The sequence below is a fragment of the Mycobacterium simiae genome, from assembly GCF_008370645.1.
GTDB classification, from domain to species: Bacteria; Actinomycetota; Actinomycetes; order Mycobacteriales; family Mycobacteriaceae; genus Mycobacterium; species Mycobacterium simiae_A.
Genome location: NZ_VTZN01000125.1, coordinates 1 through 15795, shown reverse-complemented (window position 1 = coordinate 15795; position 15795 = coordinate 1). Strand labels below are relative to the sequence as shown.

The following is a 15795-nucleotide window of genomic DNA, read 5'->3' as shown; positions in this document are numbered from 1 at the left end:
CTGCGGCCGTTGGAGGCGTGCGGCACTTCGGGGATGAAGAGTGCGCTCAACGGTGGGCTGAACCTGTCCATCCGCGACGGTTGGTGGGACGAATGGTGTGACGGCGAAAACGGTTGGGAGATACCGTCTGCCGACGGGGTGGCAGATCCGGAACGACGCGACGACCTGGAGTCCAGCGCGCTCTACAGCCTGCTGGAACAAGCGGTGGCGCCGAAGTTTTACGAGCGTGATGAACAGGGCATACCGTCGCGGTGGATCGAAATGGTCCGGCACACCTTGCAGACGCTGGGGCCCAAAGTGCTGGCTTCCCGGATGGTCCGAGACTACGTCGAGCGCTACTACGTGCCGGCGGCGCAATCTCGACGCAAGACCATCGGTGCTGTGGACGGCGGTGTCGAGTTCAGCCCGGCCCGGGAGCTAGCTGCCTACCGGCAGCGGGTGCAGGATGCGTGGCCGCGGATCGAGGTCACCGACGTCGACAGCACCGGGCTGCCCGATACTCCGCTGCTCGGGTCGAAGCTGACGTTGACCGCGATGGTCCAATTGGCCGGGTTACAACCTGATGAGGTAACTGTGCAAGCGGTGCTGGGCAGGGTCGACGCCGGCGATATGTTGCTGGACCCGGTCACCGTCGACATGTCGCATGCCGGCAGCGACGGCGTCAACGAAATCTTCTCGACCACCACCCCGCTGCCGCTGGCCGGAGCCCTCGGGTACACCGTGCGGGTGTTGCCGCGCCATCCGATGCTCGCCGCTAGCAACGAACTTGGGCTGCTCACTTTGGCCAGGGGCTGACTCAGCTGAGCGCCGATAATCGGCGCAGTGCGGCCCGGACTTGGCTGGGGTTGGTGGTCTGCCAGAACGGCGGCAACGAGGCTCGCAGGTAGCCGCCGTAGCGCGCGGTCACCATCCGCGAGTCCAGCACTGCTACCACACCCCGGTCGCTGACCCGGCGCAACAACCGGCCGGCGCCTTGGGCCAACAGCAGCGCCGCATGGTTGGCGGCAACAGCCATGAAGCCGTTGCCGCCGCGAGCAGCCACCGCACGCTGGCGCGCGCTCAGCAGCGGGTCGTCCGGGCGGGGAAACGGGATGCGGTCGATCAGCACCAACGACAGCGACTGCCCCGGTACGTCGACGCCCTGCCATAACGAGAGGGTGCCGAACAGCGAAGTGGCGGGATCGGCGGTGAACTGCTCGACCAGAGCGGAAGTGCTGTCGTCGCCTTGGCACAGCACCGGCGTGGGGAGCCGTTCGCGCATGGCCTCGGCCGCCGCGCGCGCCGCGCGCATCGAGGAGAACAACCCGAGCGTGCGCCCGCCGGCGGCGGTGATCAGGTCGTCGATTTCGGTCAGCTGCTCGGCCGATCCAGTTCCGTCGCGACCTGGCGGCGCCAGGTGGGCTGCGATATAGAGGATTCCCGACTTGGCATGCTGGAAGGGGGATCCGACGTCCAGGCCCCGCCAAGGCGTGGCCGCGGATTCGTCCGCGGTCAGGCCCCAGGCCGTGGCCATTGCGTCAAAGGACCCGCCTATCGTCAGCGTCGCCGACGTCAACACCACCGTCGAGCGGGAAAACACTCGGCTGGCCAGCAACTCGGCCACCGATAGTGGCGCCACTCGCAGCACGGCGCGTGGCGAACCGCGGTTTTCCTCGTGCTCCAGCCAGACCACGTCGGTGCGGTCAGGAATGGCGGGCGCGAACGACGTCAAGATTCGCGACGCGGTATCAGAGATCTCGGCCAGCGCCGCGGCGGCTTCGGCGCGGGCCGACGCCGCCTTCGCGTCGTTGGTGCTGCCAATCGCGCTGCGCGCTGCGCTGGCCGCATCGCGCAGCGCGGTCAGGTAGGTCGCCAGCTCGTCGTCGAGAAAGTCGATGCGGCCGGGAGGCGCGTCATGGATGGCGGAGGCGACGGTCGCCGAGGCAGCTTCCAAGCGTTGTGTCGCTTCGGGACTCACTAACCTTGCGATCCGCCGGGTGGCCGCGTGGAGATTGGTTGACGTCAGCTCTCCGGTGGCTACCGAGGTCACCCGGTCGATCAAATCGTGCGCCTCGTCGATGACCAGCAGCGTGTGTTCTGGCAGTATTGCCGATTCGGCAACGGCATCGATGGCCAGCAGCGCGTGATTGGTGACCACGATATGGGCAGCACCGGCCCGGCCGCGGGCCCGTTCGGAGAAGCACTCGGAGCCATACGGGCAACGCGCGACACCGGTACATTCGCGTGCGGAGACGCTGACCTGAGACCACGATCGATCCGCCACACCGGGCCGCAGGTCGTCGCGATCACCGGTGTCGGTGGTGGCCGCCCATTCGGTGAGACGTAGCACGTCGCGGCCCAACGCGGAGGCGGCCTTGGGGTTGAAGAGTTCCTCTTGCGGCTCGGGCTCATCGCTCGCGCTGTCGTTGTGAATCTTGTTCAGGCACAGATAGTTTCCCCGGCCTTTGAGCAACGCGAACCGCGGTTGGCGGGGCAGCGCGTCGGCGATCGCTTCGGCCAGGCGGGGCAGGTCGCGGTCGACGAGCTGACGCTGTAGCGCGATCGTCGCGGTAGCCACCACGACCGTCGTGTTGTCGCTGACCGCACGGACGATCGCCGGAACCAGGTACGCCAGCGATTTACCGGTGCCGGTGCCGGCCTGCACGACAAGGTGCTCGCCCGTGTCGAAAGCCTGCGCTACTGCGTTGGCCATGTCCAGCTGGCCGCGGCGTTCGCTACCGCCCAGCGCCGCCACGGCGACGCCTAGCAGCTCAGGAACGGACAGATCGGACGTAGCGACTCCCTTGTCTTGCAACCGGTTCTCAGGGTGCGACGGTGTTCGTCGGAATCGCCGGTTCACCCGGTGACAGTTTGAGACCCTCCCACGGCAGGCTGCGCAACCCCGACGCGACCAGTTTTCGGGCCGCCGTCAAAGCAGTTGGGCCAGTATCGACCACGACGTCGCCGCCGCGGACCAGCGGCGCGGTCACCACCCGGTGCGGCTCGGGGGCGTTAGGCGAACGGCCGGCTGGATGCACGATCTCCTCGGTGATGGTGCCGGTTGGTTTCGACAGCCGCAACGCCTCCTTGCGGCCGCCGCGGGATTGCTTGCGGCTACTGCGCTTTTGCACCGCAATGCCGTCCACCTCGACCAACTTGTAGACCATGCTCGCGGTTGGTGCACCCGAGCCGGTGACCAGTGACGTCCCGACGCCGTAGCTGTCGACCGGCTGCGCCCGCAGCGCGGCGATGGAGAACTCGTCAAGATCGCCGGAGACCATGATGCGGGTCTGGCTGGCCCCGAGTTGGTCGAGCTGCGCCCGGGTTTGGCGGGCCAGCACCCCCAACTCCCCGGAGTCGATACGGACCGCGCCCAGCGTCTCGCCGGCGGCCGTGACGGCATTGGCCACCCCGGTTGTCACGTCATAGGTATCCACCAACAGGGTCGTGTCGGTGCCCAGCGCTTCCACTTGAGCGCGGAAGGCGGCCAGCTCTGCCGATCCTGGGGGCCTGCCCTGCTGAGTGTGCAGCATGGTGAAGGCATGCGCGGTGGTGCCTTCCGCGGGTACTCCGTACCGTCGCTGGGCTTCCAGATTCGATGAAGCTGCGAAACCAGCAACATAGGCGGCCCGGGCGGCCGCGACCGCGGCGCGCTCGTGGGTCCGTCGTGAGCCCATTTCGATTAGTGGGCGGTCTTCGGCGGCGCTGACCATGCGGGCCGCGGCCGATGCGATGGCGCTGTCGTGATTAAAGATCGACAGCACCAGAGTTTCGAGCAGCACGCATTCGGCGAAAGTACCGTGCACCGAGAGCACGGGCGAGTAGGGGAAGTAAAGTTCGCCTTCCGGGTAGCCGTCGATGTCGCCGCCGAAGCGGAAGCCCCGCAGGTAACTCACCGTCTCGGAGTCCAGGAATTGGGCCAGTAGTTCGCACGCGGCGTCGTCGAACCTGAACTGCGGCAACAACTCAAGCAGCCGGCCGGTTCCGGCCACCACCCCGTACCGGCGGCCCGCGGGCAGCCGTCGGGCGAACACTTCCCAGCTGGTCCGGCGGTTGGCGGTGCCGTCTCGCAGGGCGGCCGCCAGCATGGTCAACTCGTACTTGTCGGTCAGCAGTCCAGCGAAGGCCGCGTCATTCACCCCGCAACCGTAGCGGTTCGCATGAGGGACTCGGTATCCGCAGCGGCAGCTCGCTATCCTAGGGCCATGGTTGTTGCGTCAGCGCCCGCCAAGCCTGGCTCCACCGGGCAACGCGAGTCCGCGCCGGTCGATGTGACGGCCAGTCCTTGGGTGACCATCGTGTGGGACGACCCCGTCAATCTGATGAGTTACGTGACGTATGTGTTCCAGAAATTGTTCGGGTATAGCGAGCCGCATGCCACCAAGTTGATGCTGCAGGTGCACAACGAGGGCAAGGCCGTGGTGTCGGCCGGGAGCCGCGAAGCTATGGAGGTTGACGTGTCCAAGCTGCACGCCGCCGGTTTGTGGGCGACGATGCAGCAGGACCGGTGACCTACGAGGGTATCCGGACTTACCGTGCGCAAATGGAAGCGCGTCGAGACTCGCAACGGTCCCCGTTTTCGGTCCTCGTTGGCCCCACACGAGGCAGCCCTACTCAAAAACTTGGTCGGCGCCATGGTCGGGTTGTTGGACCAACGCGATTCCTCTTCTCCCTCAGACGAACTCGAAGAAATTACCGGCATCAAGACCGGGCATCCGGACCGCCCGGGTGACCCGACGCTGGGTCGGCTGCTGCCGGATTTCTACAAACCCGACGCGGGCGACCCGATGACCCTCGATGCTTCCGAGACCCTCAACGCTGCCCTGCGCAGTTTGCATGAGCCGGCGATCATCGCCGCCAAACGCGGTGCTGCCCAGCAGTTGTTAGACACCGTTCCGGACAAGGGCGGCCGGTTGGAGCTGACCGAGGAAGACGCCAACGCCTGGGTCGCCGCGGTCAACGATTTGCGGCTGACCCTGGGAGTGTTGCTGAACGTCGGCCCGCAGGGACCGGAACGACTACCTGCCGACCACCCGCTGTCCGCCCACTACGACGTGTACCAGTGGCTGACGGTCCTGCAGGAATACCTGGTTCTAGTGCTGATGGGGCCCCGATGATCGCGATGGCATTCCGATGAACACCATCACCGACGTCGGGGGGATCCGGGTCGGCCACTACCAGCGGCTCGATCCCGATGCGTCCCTCGGTGCTGGTTGGGCCTGCGGCGTCACCGTTGTGCTGCCGCCTCCGCGGACGGTCGGTGCAGTCGATTGCCGTGGCGGGGCACCTGGGACCCGGGAGACCGATCTACTGGACCCGGTCAACAGCGTCCGGTTCGTCGACGCGGTGCTGCTTGCCGGTGGCAGCGCGTACGGTCTGGCCGCTGCCGACGGCGTCATGCGCTGGCTGGAGGAAAACCAGCGCGGGGTGGCGCTGGGCGCCGGCGTGGTTCCCATCGTCCCGGCTGCAGTAATTTTCGACTTGCCCGTGGGCGGTTGGGAGTGCCGACCGACGGCCGAATTCGGCTACTTGGCATGTGACGCCGCTGGGACCGATGTCGCCAGCGGGACCGCGGGCGCCGGCGTCGGTGCGCGTGCCGGCGTCCTCAAGGGCGGCGTCGGCACCGCATCCACCACGTTGCCGTGCGGCGTGACGGTTGGAGCGTTCGCAGTGGTGAATTCGGTGGGCAACGTCGTCGATCCTGCGACCGGTTTGCCCTGGCTGGCGGACCTGATCGACGAGTTCGCGCTCAGGGCCCCGCCGGCCGAACAGATCCAGGCGTTGGCACAGCTATCGACGGCAGCGAGCCCCCTGAACACCACCATCGCGGTGGTCGCGACGGACGCCGCCCTGAGCCCGGCAGCATGCCGGCGCGTTGCGATCGCCGCACACGACGGGCTGGCCCGCGCGATCCGGCCGGCGCACACACCGCTGGACGGCGATACCGTCTTCGCGTTGGCCACCGGAGCCGTAGAGGTGCCCCCGGAGCCCGGCATACCTGCTGCGCTGTCCCCAGAGACCGGGCTGGTCAGCGCGGTCGGAGCGGCCGGCGCTGACTGCCTGGCCCGCGCGGTGCTGGGTGCTGTGATCGCTGCGAAATCGGTGGCCGGAATACTGAGCTACCGCGACCTGTTGCCCGGAGCCGTCGGAACGGCTGAGCAAGGGAATCGGTGACGTGGCGTGCTGGTGATTCGTGCCGACCTGGTCGATGCGATGGTCGCCCATGCGCGCCGCGATCACCCGATAGAAGCCTGCGGAGTGCTGGCTGGCCGGGAATATTTCGGCCGGCCGGAACGGCATATCCCAATGTGCAACGCCGAGGGCTCGCCAAGGTTCTACCGTTTCGACTCAGTTGAACAACTCAGCGTATGGCGGGCAATGGAAACTGCCGGCGAGGTGCCGGTCGTCATCTATCACTCGCACACAGCAACCGAGGCCTTCCCGAGCCGCGTCGACGTGAACCTGGCCGCCGAACCGGAGGCGCACTATGTGTTGGTGTCAACCCGCGATCCAGACCGTGACGAGCTGCGTAGCTATCGCATCAGCGACGGTGCTGTCACCGAGGAATCCGTCCACGTCGTCGCGCAGTATTGAACCGTCCCCGAAAGCCCCACGAAAGTACTAGGAGGGCAACCATGAGCGTCACCGTGTCCATCCCGACCATCCTGCGACCCCACACCGGTGGCGAGAAACGCGTCTCAGCCAGCGGCGACACGCTGGGCGCGGTCATCAAAGACCTCGAGGCCAACTATGCGGGTATCTCCGAGCGGCTGATCGATAACGGCAAGTTGCACCGCTTCGTCAACGTCTATGTCAACGACGAGGACGTGCGGTTTTCCGGCGGTCTAAACACCGCGATATGCGACGGCGACTCGGTCACCATCCTGCCCGCGGTGGCGGGTGGCTAAGCGGCGGGCATGGCCCGCGCCAGCGCCGGTAGCCTGGTAACGCCATGACCAAACATCCGCGCACACCCGCGACGCAGGCGGAGAAGCGACCGCGCTGGATGGTGGGCGGGGCGACGATCCTTACCTTTGTTGCCCTGCTGTACCTCGTCGAGCTGATCGACCAACTGTCGCGGCGTTCGCTGGACGTCAACGGCATCAGGCCGCTGGAAACCGACGGCCTGTGGGGGATCATCTTCGCGCCGCTGCTACACGCCAACTGGGCGCACTTGATGGCCAATACGGTTCCGTTGCTGGTGCTGGGTTTTCTGATGACGCTGGCCGGATTGTCCCGGTTCATCTGGGCCACCGCGATCGTGTGGATCCTCGGCGGATTCGGCACCTGGCTCATCGGCAATGTGGGCAGCAGCTGCGGCCCTACCGACCACATCGGAGCCTCCGGACTGATCTTCGGTTGGCTGGCTTTCCTGTTGGTGTTCGGTCTTTTCGTCCGCAAGGTGTGGGACATCATCATCGGATTGGTGGTGTTGTTCGTGTATGGCGGTGTCCTGCTGGGTGCGCTGCCGAGACTCGGTGTTTGCGGCGGCGTGTCCTGGCAGGGCCATCTATGTGGTGCGCTGGCCGGCGTGGTAGCGGCCTATCTGCTGTCCGCCCCGGAACGTAAAGCCCGCGCAGTGAAAAAGGCCGGCACTCGGGCGAACCGGTCTGTGCATCCGAAATCATGAGTTGGCCGTTGGCGCCCGTCGGCATCTTCGACTCCGGCGTCGGCGGACTGACCGTCGCACGAGCCATTATCGACCAACTGCCCGACGAGGACATTGTCTACGTCGGTGACACCGGCAATGGCCCTTATGGTCCGTTGACCATCTCGCAGATCCGTGCGCACGCATTGGCCATCGGCGATGACCTGGTCGACCGCGGTGTCAAGGTCCTCGTGATCGCCTGCAATTCGGCGTCGGCGGCCTGCCTGCGGGATGCCCGCGAGCGATACGGCGTGCCCGTCGTCGAAGTGATCCTGCCGGCTGTGCGTCGGGCGGTTGCCATCACCCGCAATGGTCGGATCGGCGTTATCGGCACGCAGGCAACCATCGCCTCGCACGCCTACCAGGACGCGTTCGCCGCCGCCCGTGACACCGAGATCACCGCAGTAGCCTGCCCGCGGTTCGTCGACTTCGTGGAGCGCGGCGTTACGAGTGGCCGTCAGGTGCTGGGATTGGTGGAGGGTTACCTGGAGCCGCTGCAGCGCGCCGGGGTCGACACGCTGGTGCTGGGTTGCACGCACTATCCGCTGCTGTCCGGACTGATCCAGTTGGCGATGGGAGACAACGTGACCCTGGTGTCCAGCGCCGAGGAGACCGCCAAAGAAGTTCTGCGGGTGCTTACCGAGATGGATCTGCTGCGCCCGCACGATGCGCCGCCGGCTACCCGGGTGTTCGAAGCTACCGGTGATCCGGCGGCATTCACTGCGTTAGCGGCGAGATTCTTGGGACCCGCGGTTAGCGGGGTGGAATCCGTTCGACACTGGCCCGCTAAATAGCGCCACACGAGATTCTGCTCACTCAATGCGGCGATGTTTTCTTCATCACCGGATCGGGCATGGCACAGTAGTGTCCGTGCAAATAACCGTGCTCGGATGCTCGGGCAGCGTCGTGGGTCCGGATTCGGCCGCGTCGGGTTACCTGCTCAGGGCTCCAGATACCCCGCCGATCGTCATCGACTTCGGCGGGGGAGTTCTCGGCGCGCTGCAGCGGCATCTGGATCCGGCGTCGGTGCACGTGCTCTTGTCGCATCTGCACGCCGATCATTGCCTAGACATGCCGGGCTTATTCGTATGGCGCAGATACCACCCGTCACGCCCCCAAGGCAAGGCGCTGCTGTATGGGCCGAGCGACACCTGGTCACGCTTGGGTGCGGCGTCGTCACCGTATGGCGGCGAGATCGACGATTGTTCGGACATCTTCGATATTCGCCACTGGGTCGACGGTGAACCGGTGACCCTGGGCGCGATCACGGTGGTACCCTGGGTGGTTGCTCATCCGACCGAGTCGTATGGCATGCGCTTTACCGACACCACGGGCGCGTCACTGGCTTACAGCGGCGACACCGGCATCTGCGACGAGCTGGTCGAACTGGCTCGCGGTGTTGACGTCTTCCTGTGCGAGGCGTCCTGGACGCACGCCCCGGACCGCCCGCCGGGTTTGCATCTGTCGGGCACCGAAGCCGGAAGGACTGCGGCGCGGGCAGGGGTTCGCGAGCTATTGCTGACCCACATCCCGCCATGGACCTCACGCGAACACGTCATCAGCGAAGCCAAGGCCGAGTTCGACGGACCCGTGCACGCGGTGGTGTGCGGCGAGACGTTCGAAGTCCGGCGGGCCTGAACAGCGCCTGCGGAGATGCCCTGACCTCGAGTGCGTGGCGGCGGCTTCCAGTGTGTGCACACGGCGGCCAGCAGGCGCCTGGGCCCGCCCTCATCACACAGTGAAAGCCGTAGACGCCCACTCGATTGCCCGCCTCCTCAACGCGCCCTACTGGCGCGCTCGGACGCACCAGGTCGGCGGGCTAGGGTTGGCGTCGTGTCGAAACGAGAAGATGGCCGCCTCGATGACGAGCTTCGCCCGCTAGTCATCACCCGCGGTTTCACCGAGAATCCCGCGGGTTCGGTGCTGATCGAATTCGGTCGCACCAAAGTCATGTGCACAGCCAGCGTCACCGAAGGCGTGCCCCGATGGCGCAAGGGATCTGGTCTGGGGTGGCTCACCGCGGAGTACGCGATGCTGCCGTCGGCCACCCACACTCGCTCCGACCGGGAATCGGTGAAAGGGCGGATCGGCGGGCGCACCCAGGAGATCAGCCGGCTGGTCGGCCGGTCGCTGCGAGCATGCATCGATTTGGCGGCGCTGGGGGAGAACACCATCGCTGTCGACTGCGATGTGTTGCAGGCTGACGGCGGTACCCGTACCGCGGCCATCACCGGTGCCTACGTGGCTTTGGCAGACGCGGTGACCTATCTCTCGGCGGCGGGCAAGCTGTCGGATCCCCGGCCTTTGTCGTGTGCCATTGCGGCGATCAGCGTGGGAGTGGTCGACGGCCGGATTCGGGTGGACCTGCCCTACGAGGAGGACTCCCGAGCCGAAGTCGACATGAACGTCGTCGCCACTGACACCGGGACTCTGGTGGAGATCCAGGGCACCGGTGAGGGCGCGACGTTCCCGCGGTCAACACTGGACAAGTTGCTCGACATGGCGCTAGGTGCCTGCGACACGCTATTTGCCGCCCAGCGTGAGGCGTTGGCCCTGCCGTATCCGGGTGTGTTGCCCGAAGGTCCACCACCAGCGAAAGCGTTCGGCAGCTGAACCGCATCCTCGTCGCCAGCCGCAACCCCAAGAAGCTGGCGGAACTGCGCAGGGTGCTGGACAGCGCCGGATTGTCAGGGGTGAGCCTGGTGTCGCTCGACGACGTTGCGCCATTCGACGAAACACCCGAAACCGGCGCAACCTTCGAGGACAATGCCCTGTCCAAAGCACGCGACGCATTCACCGCGACCGGCGTGGCCAGCGTCGCCGACGATTCCGGGTTGGAGGTCGCGGCGCTCAATGGCATGCCTGGGGTGCTGTCGGCCCGCTGGTCGGGTAGCCACGGCGACGACGCCGCCAACAGAGCCCTGCTGCTGGCCCAGTTGCGTGATGTGCCCGACCAGCGGCGCGGTGCGGCGTTCGTGTCCGCTTGTGCGTTGGTGTCGGTGTCCGGTGAGGTGGTAGTGCGCGGCGAGTGGCCCGGCACGATTGCTCGGGAGCCTTGCGGTGACGGCGGGTTTGGGTATGATCCGGTCTTCATCCCCGCCGGCGACCACCGCACCGCGGCGCAGCTAAGCCCCGTCGAGAAGGACGCGGTATCGCATCGAGGCCGGGCGCTGGCACTGCTATTGCCGGCACTGCGAGAGCTGGCTTAAAGGTCTAGAGCCCGAAGCGCGCTTTGACGTCCTTGGTCTGGAAGTGCTCGACAATGACGCCCAGGAACGGGACGGTGCCGGCGAGCAGAACGCCCACCGTTTTGCCGATGGGCCAGCGGACCTTGACCGCCAAATTGGCGGTGAACAGCAGATACGTGAAGTACACCCAACCGTGTACCACGCCGATCCAGGTAGGCGGATTGTCCACTTTGACGACGTAGCGCACCACGATCTCGTAGCACAGTGCCATCAGCCAGATCCCCGTTGTCCAGGCCATGACGCGGTAACCAAGCAGCGCGGTGCGGATCTTCGCCACCGGAAAGGAGGATGTGGTCGACTTTGCCTCGGGTGTCTCAGATGCGGTCATGCGGTCGTCCTGTTCTGTTTTTCGGCATCGTGTTTTGCGAGCTCCGTGAGGTAGGCGTTGTACTCGCGCAATGCAGGGTCATCGGGCGGCGGCTGGCTGGACCTGGGTCGTTCGGGTAGCAGTCCCGGCGGAACCTCGGTCGTCGCGGTGGTGTTTCGCGGTTCCGGCGGCGATTCTTCGTAACGAACGAATTTGCGGTAAGCGTAGATGCAGAACCCGGCAAACATCGGCCACTGCAGCGCGTAGCCCAGGTTCTGGAAGGTACCCGAGGTCGACTGAAACCTGGTCCACTGCCACCAGCCCAGGGCAAGGCAGCCGCAGGCGGCGATGATCACCAGGGCGACCAACGCGGGCCTGCGAAGACGGGTAGTGGACACTCCTCGACGGTACCGCGCGGTAGTCTATTGGTCGCCCATGCGCGAGTGGCGGAATTGGTAGACGCCCTGGATTTAGGTTCCAGTGTCCTTCGGGACGTGGGGGTTCGAGTCCCCCCTTGCGCACTGTTGTTTTGCGAGGTCGCGCGCGGGAACCGACGGGTTTCCACAGTCGGCGCTCGGTGCTGCGTCAACGTGACGAGGTTGGACCCGATGATCAGACGCTGGATCTCGCTGGTGCCCTCGCAGCGCTGCAGCAGCCGCACGTCCCGGTAGATCCGTTCCACCGGGACGCCGCGCATGTATCCGCTGCCACCATGAATCTGCACCGCGAGATCGGCTACTTTGCCGGCCATTTCGATGCAGAAGAGCTTCGCCGCCGACGGCGCAATGCGGCGATCTTGCTCGATAACCCACAATCGTGCGGCATCGCGGACCATGGCTCGACCGGCCAGCACTCCGGTCTGCTGGTCGGCCAGCATCGCCTGCACCAGCTGGAAATTCCCGATCGGCATGCCACCCTGTGTCGCGGTCGCGGCGTACGCCACGGATTCGTCGAGTGCCCGTTGAGCGGTTCCCACGGCGATCGCAGCGATATGCAACCGGCCACGCGCCAGCGAGGTCAGTGCCGCACGATAGCCGATGTCCTCGTCGCCGCCGATCAGCGCGTCGCCATCGACACGGACATCGGTGAAGCTGACGTCGGCAGTCCACGCGCCTTCCTGCCCCATTTTGGCGTCCTTGGCGCCCACTTCAATCCCATCGGCGTCCGCGGGCACCAGAAAGACCGCGATGCCAACGCGATCATCAGCGGGTCGCGTGCGTGCGAAAGACCACAAATAGGCCGGCCGTCGGCACGGTCACGGGCATCCAGCATCATATATGAAATATAATATTTGAACGATGCGCCCCCGACGGGCTGAACAGGATGGGGAATCGATGTCGTTGCTGAACGGTCAGACCGCGGTAATCACCGGTGGTGCACAAGGACTGGGCTTTGCCATCGCCGAGCGATTCGTCGCCGAGGGCGCACGTGTCGTTCTCGGCGATGTCAATCTTGCAGCGACCGAAGCTGCGGCCAAGAAGCTGGGCGGCGATGGAGTCGCCGCGGCGGTGCGGTGCGACGTAACCAAGGCCGACGAAGTCCACACCCTCATCCAGAAAGCCGTCGGGCGGTTCGGCGGACTCGACGTCATGGTCAACAACGCCGGTGTCACCCGCGACGCGACGATGCGCAATATGACCGAGGAGCAGTTCGATCAGGTTATCGCTGTGCATCTGAAAGGTACCTGGAACGGCACACGATTGGCGGCGGCCCTCATGCGCGAAAACAAAAGAGGCGCAATAGTTAACATGTCCTCGGTGTCGGGCAAGGTCGGGATGGTCGGTCAGACCAACTACTCGGCGGCAAAAGCCGGGATTGTTGGCATGACCAAAGCCGCAGCGAAAGAGCTTGCCCACGTCGGTGTTCGAGTCAACGCGATCGCGCCAGGGTTGATTCGTTCGGCGATGACCGAGGCTATGCCGCAACGTATCTGGGACCAGAAACTCGCCGAGGTCCCGATGGGCAGGGCTGGCGAGCCGAGCGAAGTAGCCAGCGTTGCCTTGTTTTTGGCGTCCGATCTATCCTCCTACATGACTGGAACCGTGCTGGACGTCACCGGCGGCCGGTTCATATGAGTCACGCCGTCATCCGTGAACCGGTCCGGACACCGATCGGTCGATACGGCGGAATATTCAAGTCGCACAGCGCTGTTGATCTTGGAGTCGCAGCGCTGACAGGACTGCTAAGCCGAACCAAGATCCCACCGGATGCGGTGCAGGACGTGATCCTCGGGCATTGCTATCCCAGCAGCGAGGCACCGGCTATCGGACGCGTGGTGGCGCTGGACGCCGGTCTGCCGGTGACGGTTCCCGGTATGCACGTGGACTGCCGTTGCGGGTCGGGCCTGCAGGCGGTGATTCAGGCATGCCTGCAGGTGAGCAGTGGTAACAACGACCTCGTCATCGCCGGCGGTTGCGAAAGCATGAGCAATGTCGCCTTCTACTCCACGGACATGCGCTGGGGTGGCGCCCGGTGCGGTATCCAGGTACACGACGGGCTGGCTCGCGGCCGCACCACCGCGGGTGGCCGGCACTACCCAGTGCCGGGCGGAATGCTGGAGACCGCCGAGAATCTGCGCCGCCAATACGGCATTTCACGTCGGGAACAGGACGAGCTTGCGGCGACGTCGCATCAGCGGGCGGTCGCCGCTCAACGGGACGGCCGGCTAGCCGAGCAGATCATTGCCGTCCCGTGCGGAACCGCCAGGGTGAGCAGTTGATCGACACCGATGAGCGCCCACGCGCCGATGCCACGGTGGAATCGTTGAGCAAACTTGCGCCCATTCTGCGCAGCGATGATCCGGAAGCTACGGTGACGGCCGGCAACGCCAGCGACCAGAACGACGCGGCATCCATGTGCGTGGTGACCACACCGCAGCAGGCCGCCGACTACGACGGCTTGCGGCCGTTGGTGCGCCTGGTGTCGTGGTGGCTGGCGGGCGTCGCACCCAACATCATGGGCCTCGGTCCGGCCCCTGCGACCGAGGCCGCGCTTGCCAAGGTGGGCCTGCGACTGTCCGACGTCGATCTCATCGAGCTCCACGAAGCCTTTGCCGCGCAGGCGCTTGCGGTAATGCGGGAGTGGAATTTTGCTGCTCCTGACCGGGAACGAACTAACGTGCACGGCTCAGGAATTTCGCTGGGTCACCCGGTCGGTGCGACGGGTGGCAGGATGCTGGCCACCTTGGCGCGCGAGCTTCATCGCCGCCAGGTGCGCTACGGCTTGGAGACCATGTGCGTTGGCGGCGGGCAGGGGTTGGCCGCGATCTTCGAACGGGTCAGGTCGGCGTGAACACTTCCGGTTTACCGCTGAGCGGCGTCAGCGTCGTCGAGGTGTCCAGCTTCGTCGCCGCGCCATTGTGCGGCATGACGCTGAACCAGCTGGGTGCGACGGTGATCCGCGTCGATCCGATCGGCGGCGCTTCCGACGTGCAGCGCTGGCCCCTTGCAGCGAGCGGTACGTCGATCTATTGGACTGGCCTGAACAAGGGAAAGCGCTCGGCCACTGTAGATTTGCGCTCTAGCGAGGGGCAGGAGCTGGTCGCCCGGCTGATCATCGAGAGCGACGGGATCCTGGTGAGCAACGCCAGCCTGTCGTGGCTCAGTTATGAGCTGCTGGCCGCGAAGCGCCCCGATGTCATCCACGTGCAGCTCCTTGGGCGAGGAGACGGCTCCACCGGCGTGGATTACACCGTCAACGCTGCCGCCGGCTTTCCCCTTGTCACCGGACCCGTGGGGTTCGCCGGTCCGATCAACCATGTCCTGCCGGCCTGGGACGTGTGTTGCGGTCTGTATGCCGCGCTCGCCGTGGTTGCGGCCGTACGCCGTCGTGACCAGTGCGGGCAGGGGGCTCGGATCAAGCTGGCACTGGAAGACGTCGCGTTAGCCACAGCGGGAAACCTGGGTCTATTGACCGAGCCCCAAGTGAATGGGACGCAACGTCAGCGCCTAGGTAATGCCATCTACGGCCAATACGGCCAGGACTTCACGAGTCGCGATGGGGCCCGGTTCATGGTTGTCGCCTTGACCGGGAGCCACTTTCGCGACTTGGTCGAGGTAACGGGCACTGGATCGGCGGTGTCGGTATTGGCCGCGGCGCTGGGAGTGGACTTTTCTGCGGAGGGCGATCGGTACCGGTATCGCGACGTGCTCACGGGTCTTTTCGCGGCTTGGTTCGCCGAGCACACCGGCGACGAGGTCGAGGCGGCGCTGTCGGGTACGACCGTGTTGTTCGAACGGTACCGCACCTTCGCGCAGGTGGCCGAAGGTCCGAAAGTGACTGCCAACCCGCTATTTTCCCGGCTGCAGCAACCAGGACTCGGTGACTATCTGGCTCCCGCTATGCCCACGGAGTTCGACGGCGTCCACCCGGCCAGCGCGCCCGCTCCGTGGCTAGGGCAAGACACCGCTGCCGTTTTCACTGAATACCTGGGGTTGACGACCGCCGACATTGAGCGCTTGGAGAGCGGGAAAACGATAGGGAACAACAGTAGATGACAAGACTCGCCCAGACCCTCGGGCTGACCGAGGTGCAGACCCAGATCATCGCTACGGTGCGGGTATTCGTCGAAAAGGAAATCATTCCCAACGCCCCGGACCTGGAGCGCGGCGACA

Annotated in this window: 16 protein-coding genes, 1 tRNA gene and 4 pseudogenes; 16 read left to right on the top strand and 5 right to left on the bottom strand. The window is 65.5% G+C overall.

The window, feature by feature from the left end; genetic code table 11:
* Window positions 1–795 (top strand): annotated as a pseudogene (locus F0Q45_RS18275) (DUF3417 domain-containing protein); the annotation flags it as partial.
* A gap of 1 nt (window position 796) precedes the next feature.
* Here the strand turns inward: F0Q45_RS18275 and F0Q45_RS18270 are convergent.
* Both F0Q45_RS18270 and F0Q45_RS18265 read right to left on the bottom strand, forming a co-directional pair.
* Entirely contained in the window at window positions 797–2764 is a 1968-nt protein-coding gene (locus tag F0Q45_RS18270) for an ATP-dependent DNA helicase (protein ID WP_373425026.1), read from the bottom strand.
* A 37-nt stretch (window positions 2765–2801) separates the two neighbouring features.
* Complete coding sequence (locus F0Q45_RS18265) at window positions 2802–4118, bottom strand: nicotinate phosphoribosyltransferase (RefSeq protein WP_149655281.1); 1317 nt, start codon at window positions 4116–4118, stop codon at window positions 2802–2804.
* A gap of 66 nt (window positions 4119–4184) precedes the next feature.
* On the opposite strand from F0Q45_RS18265, the gene clpS reads away from it, so the two are divergent.
* From clpS to rdgB, 10 genes are all read left to right on the top strand, one after another.
* The gene (gene clpS / locus F0Q45_RS18260; RefSeq protein WP_149655280.1) at window positions 4185–4490 is read left to right on the top strand and encodes an ATP-dependent Clp protease adapter ClpS; all 306 of its coding nucleotides are present in this window, start codon (window positions 4185–4187) and stop codon (window positions 4488–4490) included.
* 24 nt (window positions 4491–4514) lie between these two features.
* Window positions 4515–5096, top strand: a complete 582-nt coding sequence (gene aosR / locus F0Q45_RS18255) for an oxidative stress transcriptional regulator AosR (RefSeq protein ID WP_149655279.1) — start codon at window positions 4515–4517, stop codon at window positions 5094–5096.
* Between the two features lie 16 nt (window positions 5097–5112).
* Window positions 5113–6153: a P1 family peptidase gene (locus tag F0Q45_RS18250; RefSeq protein ID WP_149655278.1), complete on the top strand. Its 1041-nt coding sequence runs from the start codon at window positions 5113–5115 to the stop codon at window positions 6151–6153.
* Window positions 6154–6159: 6 nt separating this feature from the next.
* Window positions 6160–6573 (top strand): Mov34/MPN/PAD-1 family protein, encoded by a 414-nt coding sequence (locus F0Q45_RS18245; protein ID WP_149655277.1) that lies wholly within the window; start codon window positions 6160–6162, stop codon window positions 6571–6573.
* A gap of 41 nt (window positions 6574–6614) precedes the next feature.
* On the top strand, window positions 6615–6887 hold the full coding sequence (locus tag F0Q45_RS18240; protein ID WP_149655276.1) for a MoaD/ThiS family protein: 273 nt from the start codon (window positions 6615–6617) through the stop codon (window positions 6885–6887).
* A 44-nt stretch (window positions 6888–6931) separates the two neighbouring features.
* Window positions 6932–7609 (top strand): rhomboid family intramembrane serine protease, encoded by a 678-nt coding sequence (locus F0Q45_RS18235; protein WP_149655275.1) that lies wholly within the window; start codon window positions 6932–6934, stop codon window positions 7607–7609.
* A complete protein-coding gene (gene murI, locus F0Q45_RS18230) occupies window positions 7606–8421 on the top strand; it encodes a glutamate racemase (protein ID WP_149655274.1) in 816 nt (271 codons plus the stop codon). The genes F0Q45_RS18235 and murI overlap by 4 nt, the downstream gene beginning before the upstream one ends.
* Before the next feature lie 70 nt (window positions 8422–8491).
* Window positions 8492–9265, top strand: a complete 774-nt coding sequence (locus F0Q45_RS18225; RefSeq protein WP_188113007.1) for a cyclic nucleotide-degrading phosphodiesterase — start codon at window positions 8492–8494, stop codon at window positions 9263–9265.
* Window positions 9266–9460: 195 nt separating this feature from the next.
* Window positions 9461–10240: a ribonuclease PH gene (gene rph, locus F0Q45_RS18220; protein WP_149655272.1), complete on the top strand. Its 780-nt coding sequence runs from the start codon at window positions 9461–9463 to the stop codon at window positions 10238–10240.
* Window positions 10237–10836, top strand: a complete 600-nt coding sequence (gene rdgB, locus F0Q45_RS18215) for an RdgB/HAM1 family non-canonical purine NTP pyrophosphatase (protein ID WP_149655271.1) — start codon at window positions 10237–10239, stop codon at window positions 10834–10836. The genes rph and rdgB overlap by 4 nt, the downstream gene beginning before the upstream one ends.
* Window positions 10837–10840: 4 nt before the next feature.
* On the opposite strand, the gene F0Q45_RS18210 is transcribed toward rdgB, so the two are convergent.
* Both F0Q45_RS18210 and F0Q45_RS18205 read right to left on the bottom strand, forming a co-directional pair.
* On the bottom strand, window positions 10841–11203 hold the full coding sequence (locus tag F0Q45_RS18210; RefSeq protein ID WP_149655270.1) for a DUF3817 domain-containing protein: 363 nt from the start codon (window positions 11201–11203) through the stop codon (window positions 10841–10843).
* A complete protein-coding gene (locus tag F0Q45_RS18205; protein WP_149655269.1) occupies window positions 11200–11580 on the bottom strand; it encodes a hypothetical protein in 381 nt (126 codons plus the stop codon). The genes F0Q45_RS18210 and F0Q45_RS18205 overlap by 4 nt, the downstream gene beginning before the upstream one ends.
* Window positions 11581–11619: 39 nt before the next feature.
* On the opposite strand from F0Q45_RS18205, the gene F0Q45_RS18200 reads away from it, so the two are divergent.
* Window positions 11620–11703: transfer RNA gene (locus F0Q45_RS18200), tRNA-Leu, on the top strand.
* 38 nt (window positions 11704–11741) lie between these two features.
* Here the strand turns inward: F0Q45_RS18200 and F0Q45_RS18195 are convergent.
* A pseudogene (locus F0Q45_RS18195) lies at window positions 11742–12432 on the bottom strand (acyl-CoA dehydrogenase family protein); the annotation flags it as partial.
* Window positions 12433–12516: 84 nt separating this feature from the next.
* Between F0Q45_RS18195 and fabG the strand changes: the two are divergent.
* The 4 genes and pseudogenes from fabG to F0Q45_RS18175 all read left to right on the top strand — a co-directional run.
* Window positions 12517–13257, top strand: a complete 741-nt coding sequence (fabG, locus tag F0Q45_RS18190; protein WP_149655268.1) for a 3-oxoacyl-ACP reductase FabG — start codon at window positions 12517–12519, stop codon at window positions 13255–13257.
* Window positions 13254–14473, top strand: a pseudogene (locus F0Q45_RS18185) (acetyl-CoA C-acetyltransferase). The gene fabG and the pseudogene F0Q45_RS18185 overlap by 4 nt, the downstream one beginning before the upstream one ends.
* Entirely contained in the window at window positions 14470–15678 is a 1209-nt protein-coding gene (locus F0Q45_RS18180) for a CoA transferase (RefSeq protein ID WP_149655267.1), read from the top strand. Before F0Q45_RS18185 ends, F0Q45_RS18180 begins: the two are co-directional and overlap by 4 nt.
* Window positions 15675–15795: pseudogene (locus F0Q45_RS18175) on the top strand (acyl-CoA dehydrogenase family protein); the annotation flags it as partial. The gene F0Q45_RS18180 and the pseudogene F0Q45_RS18175, both read left to right, overlap by 4 nt.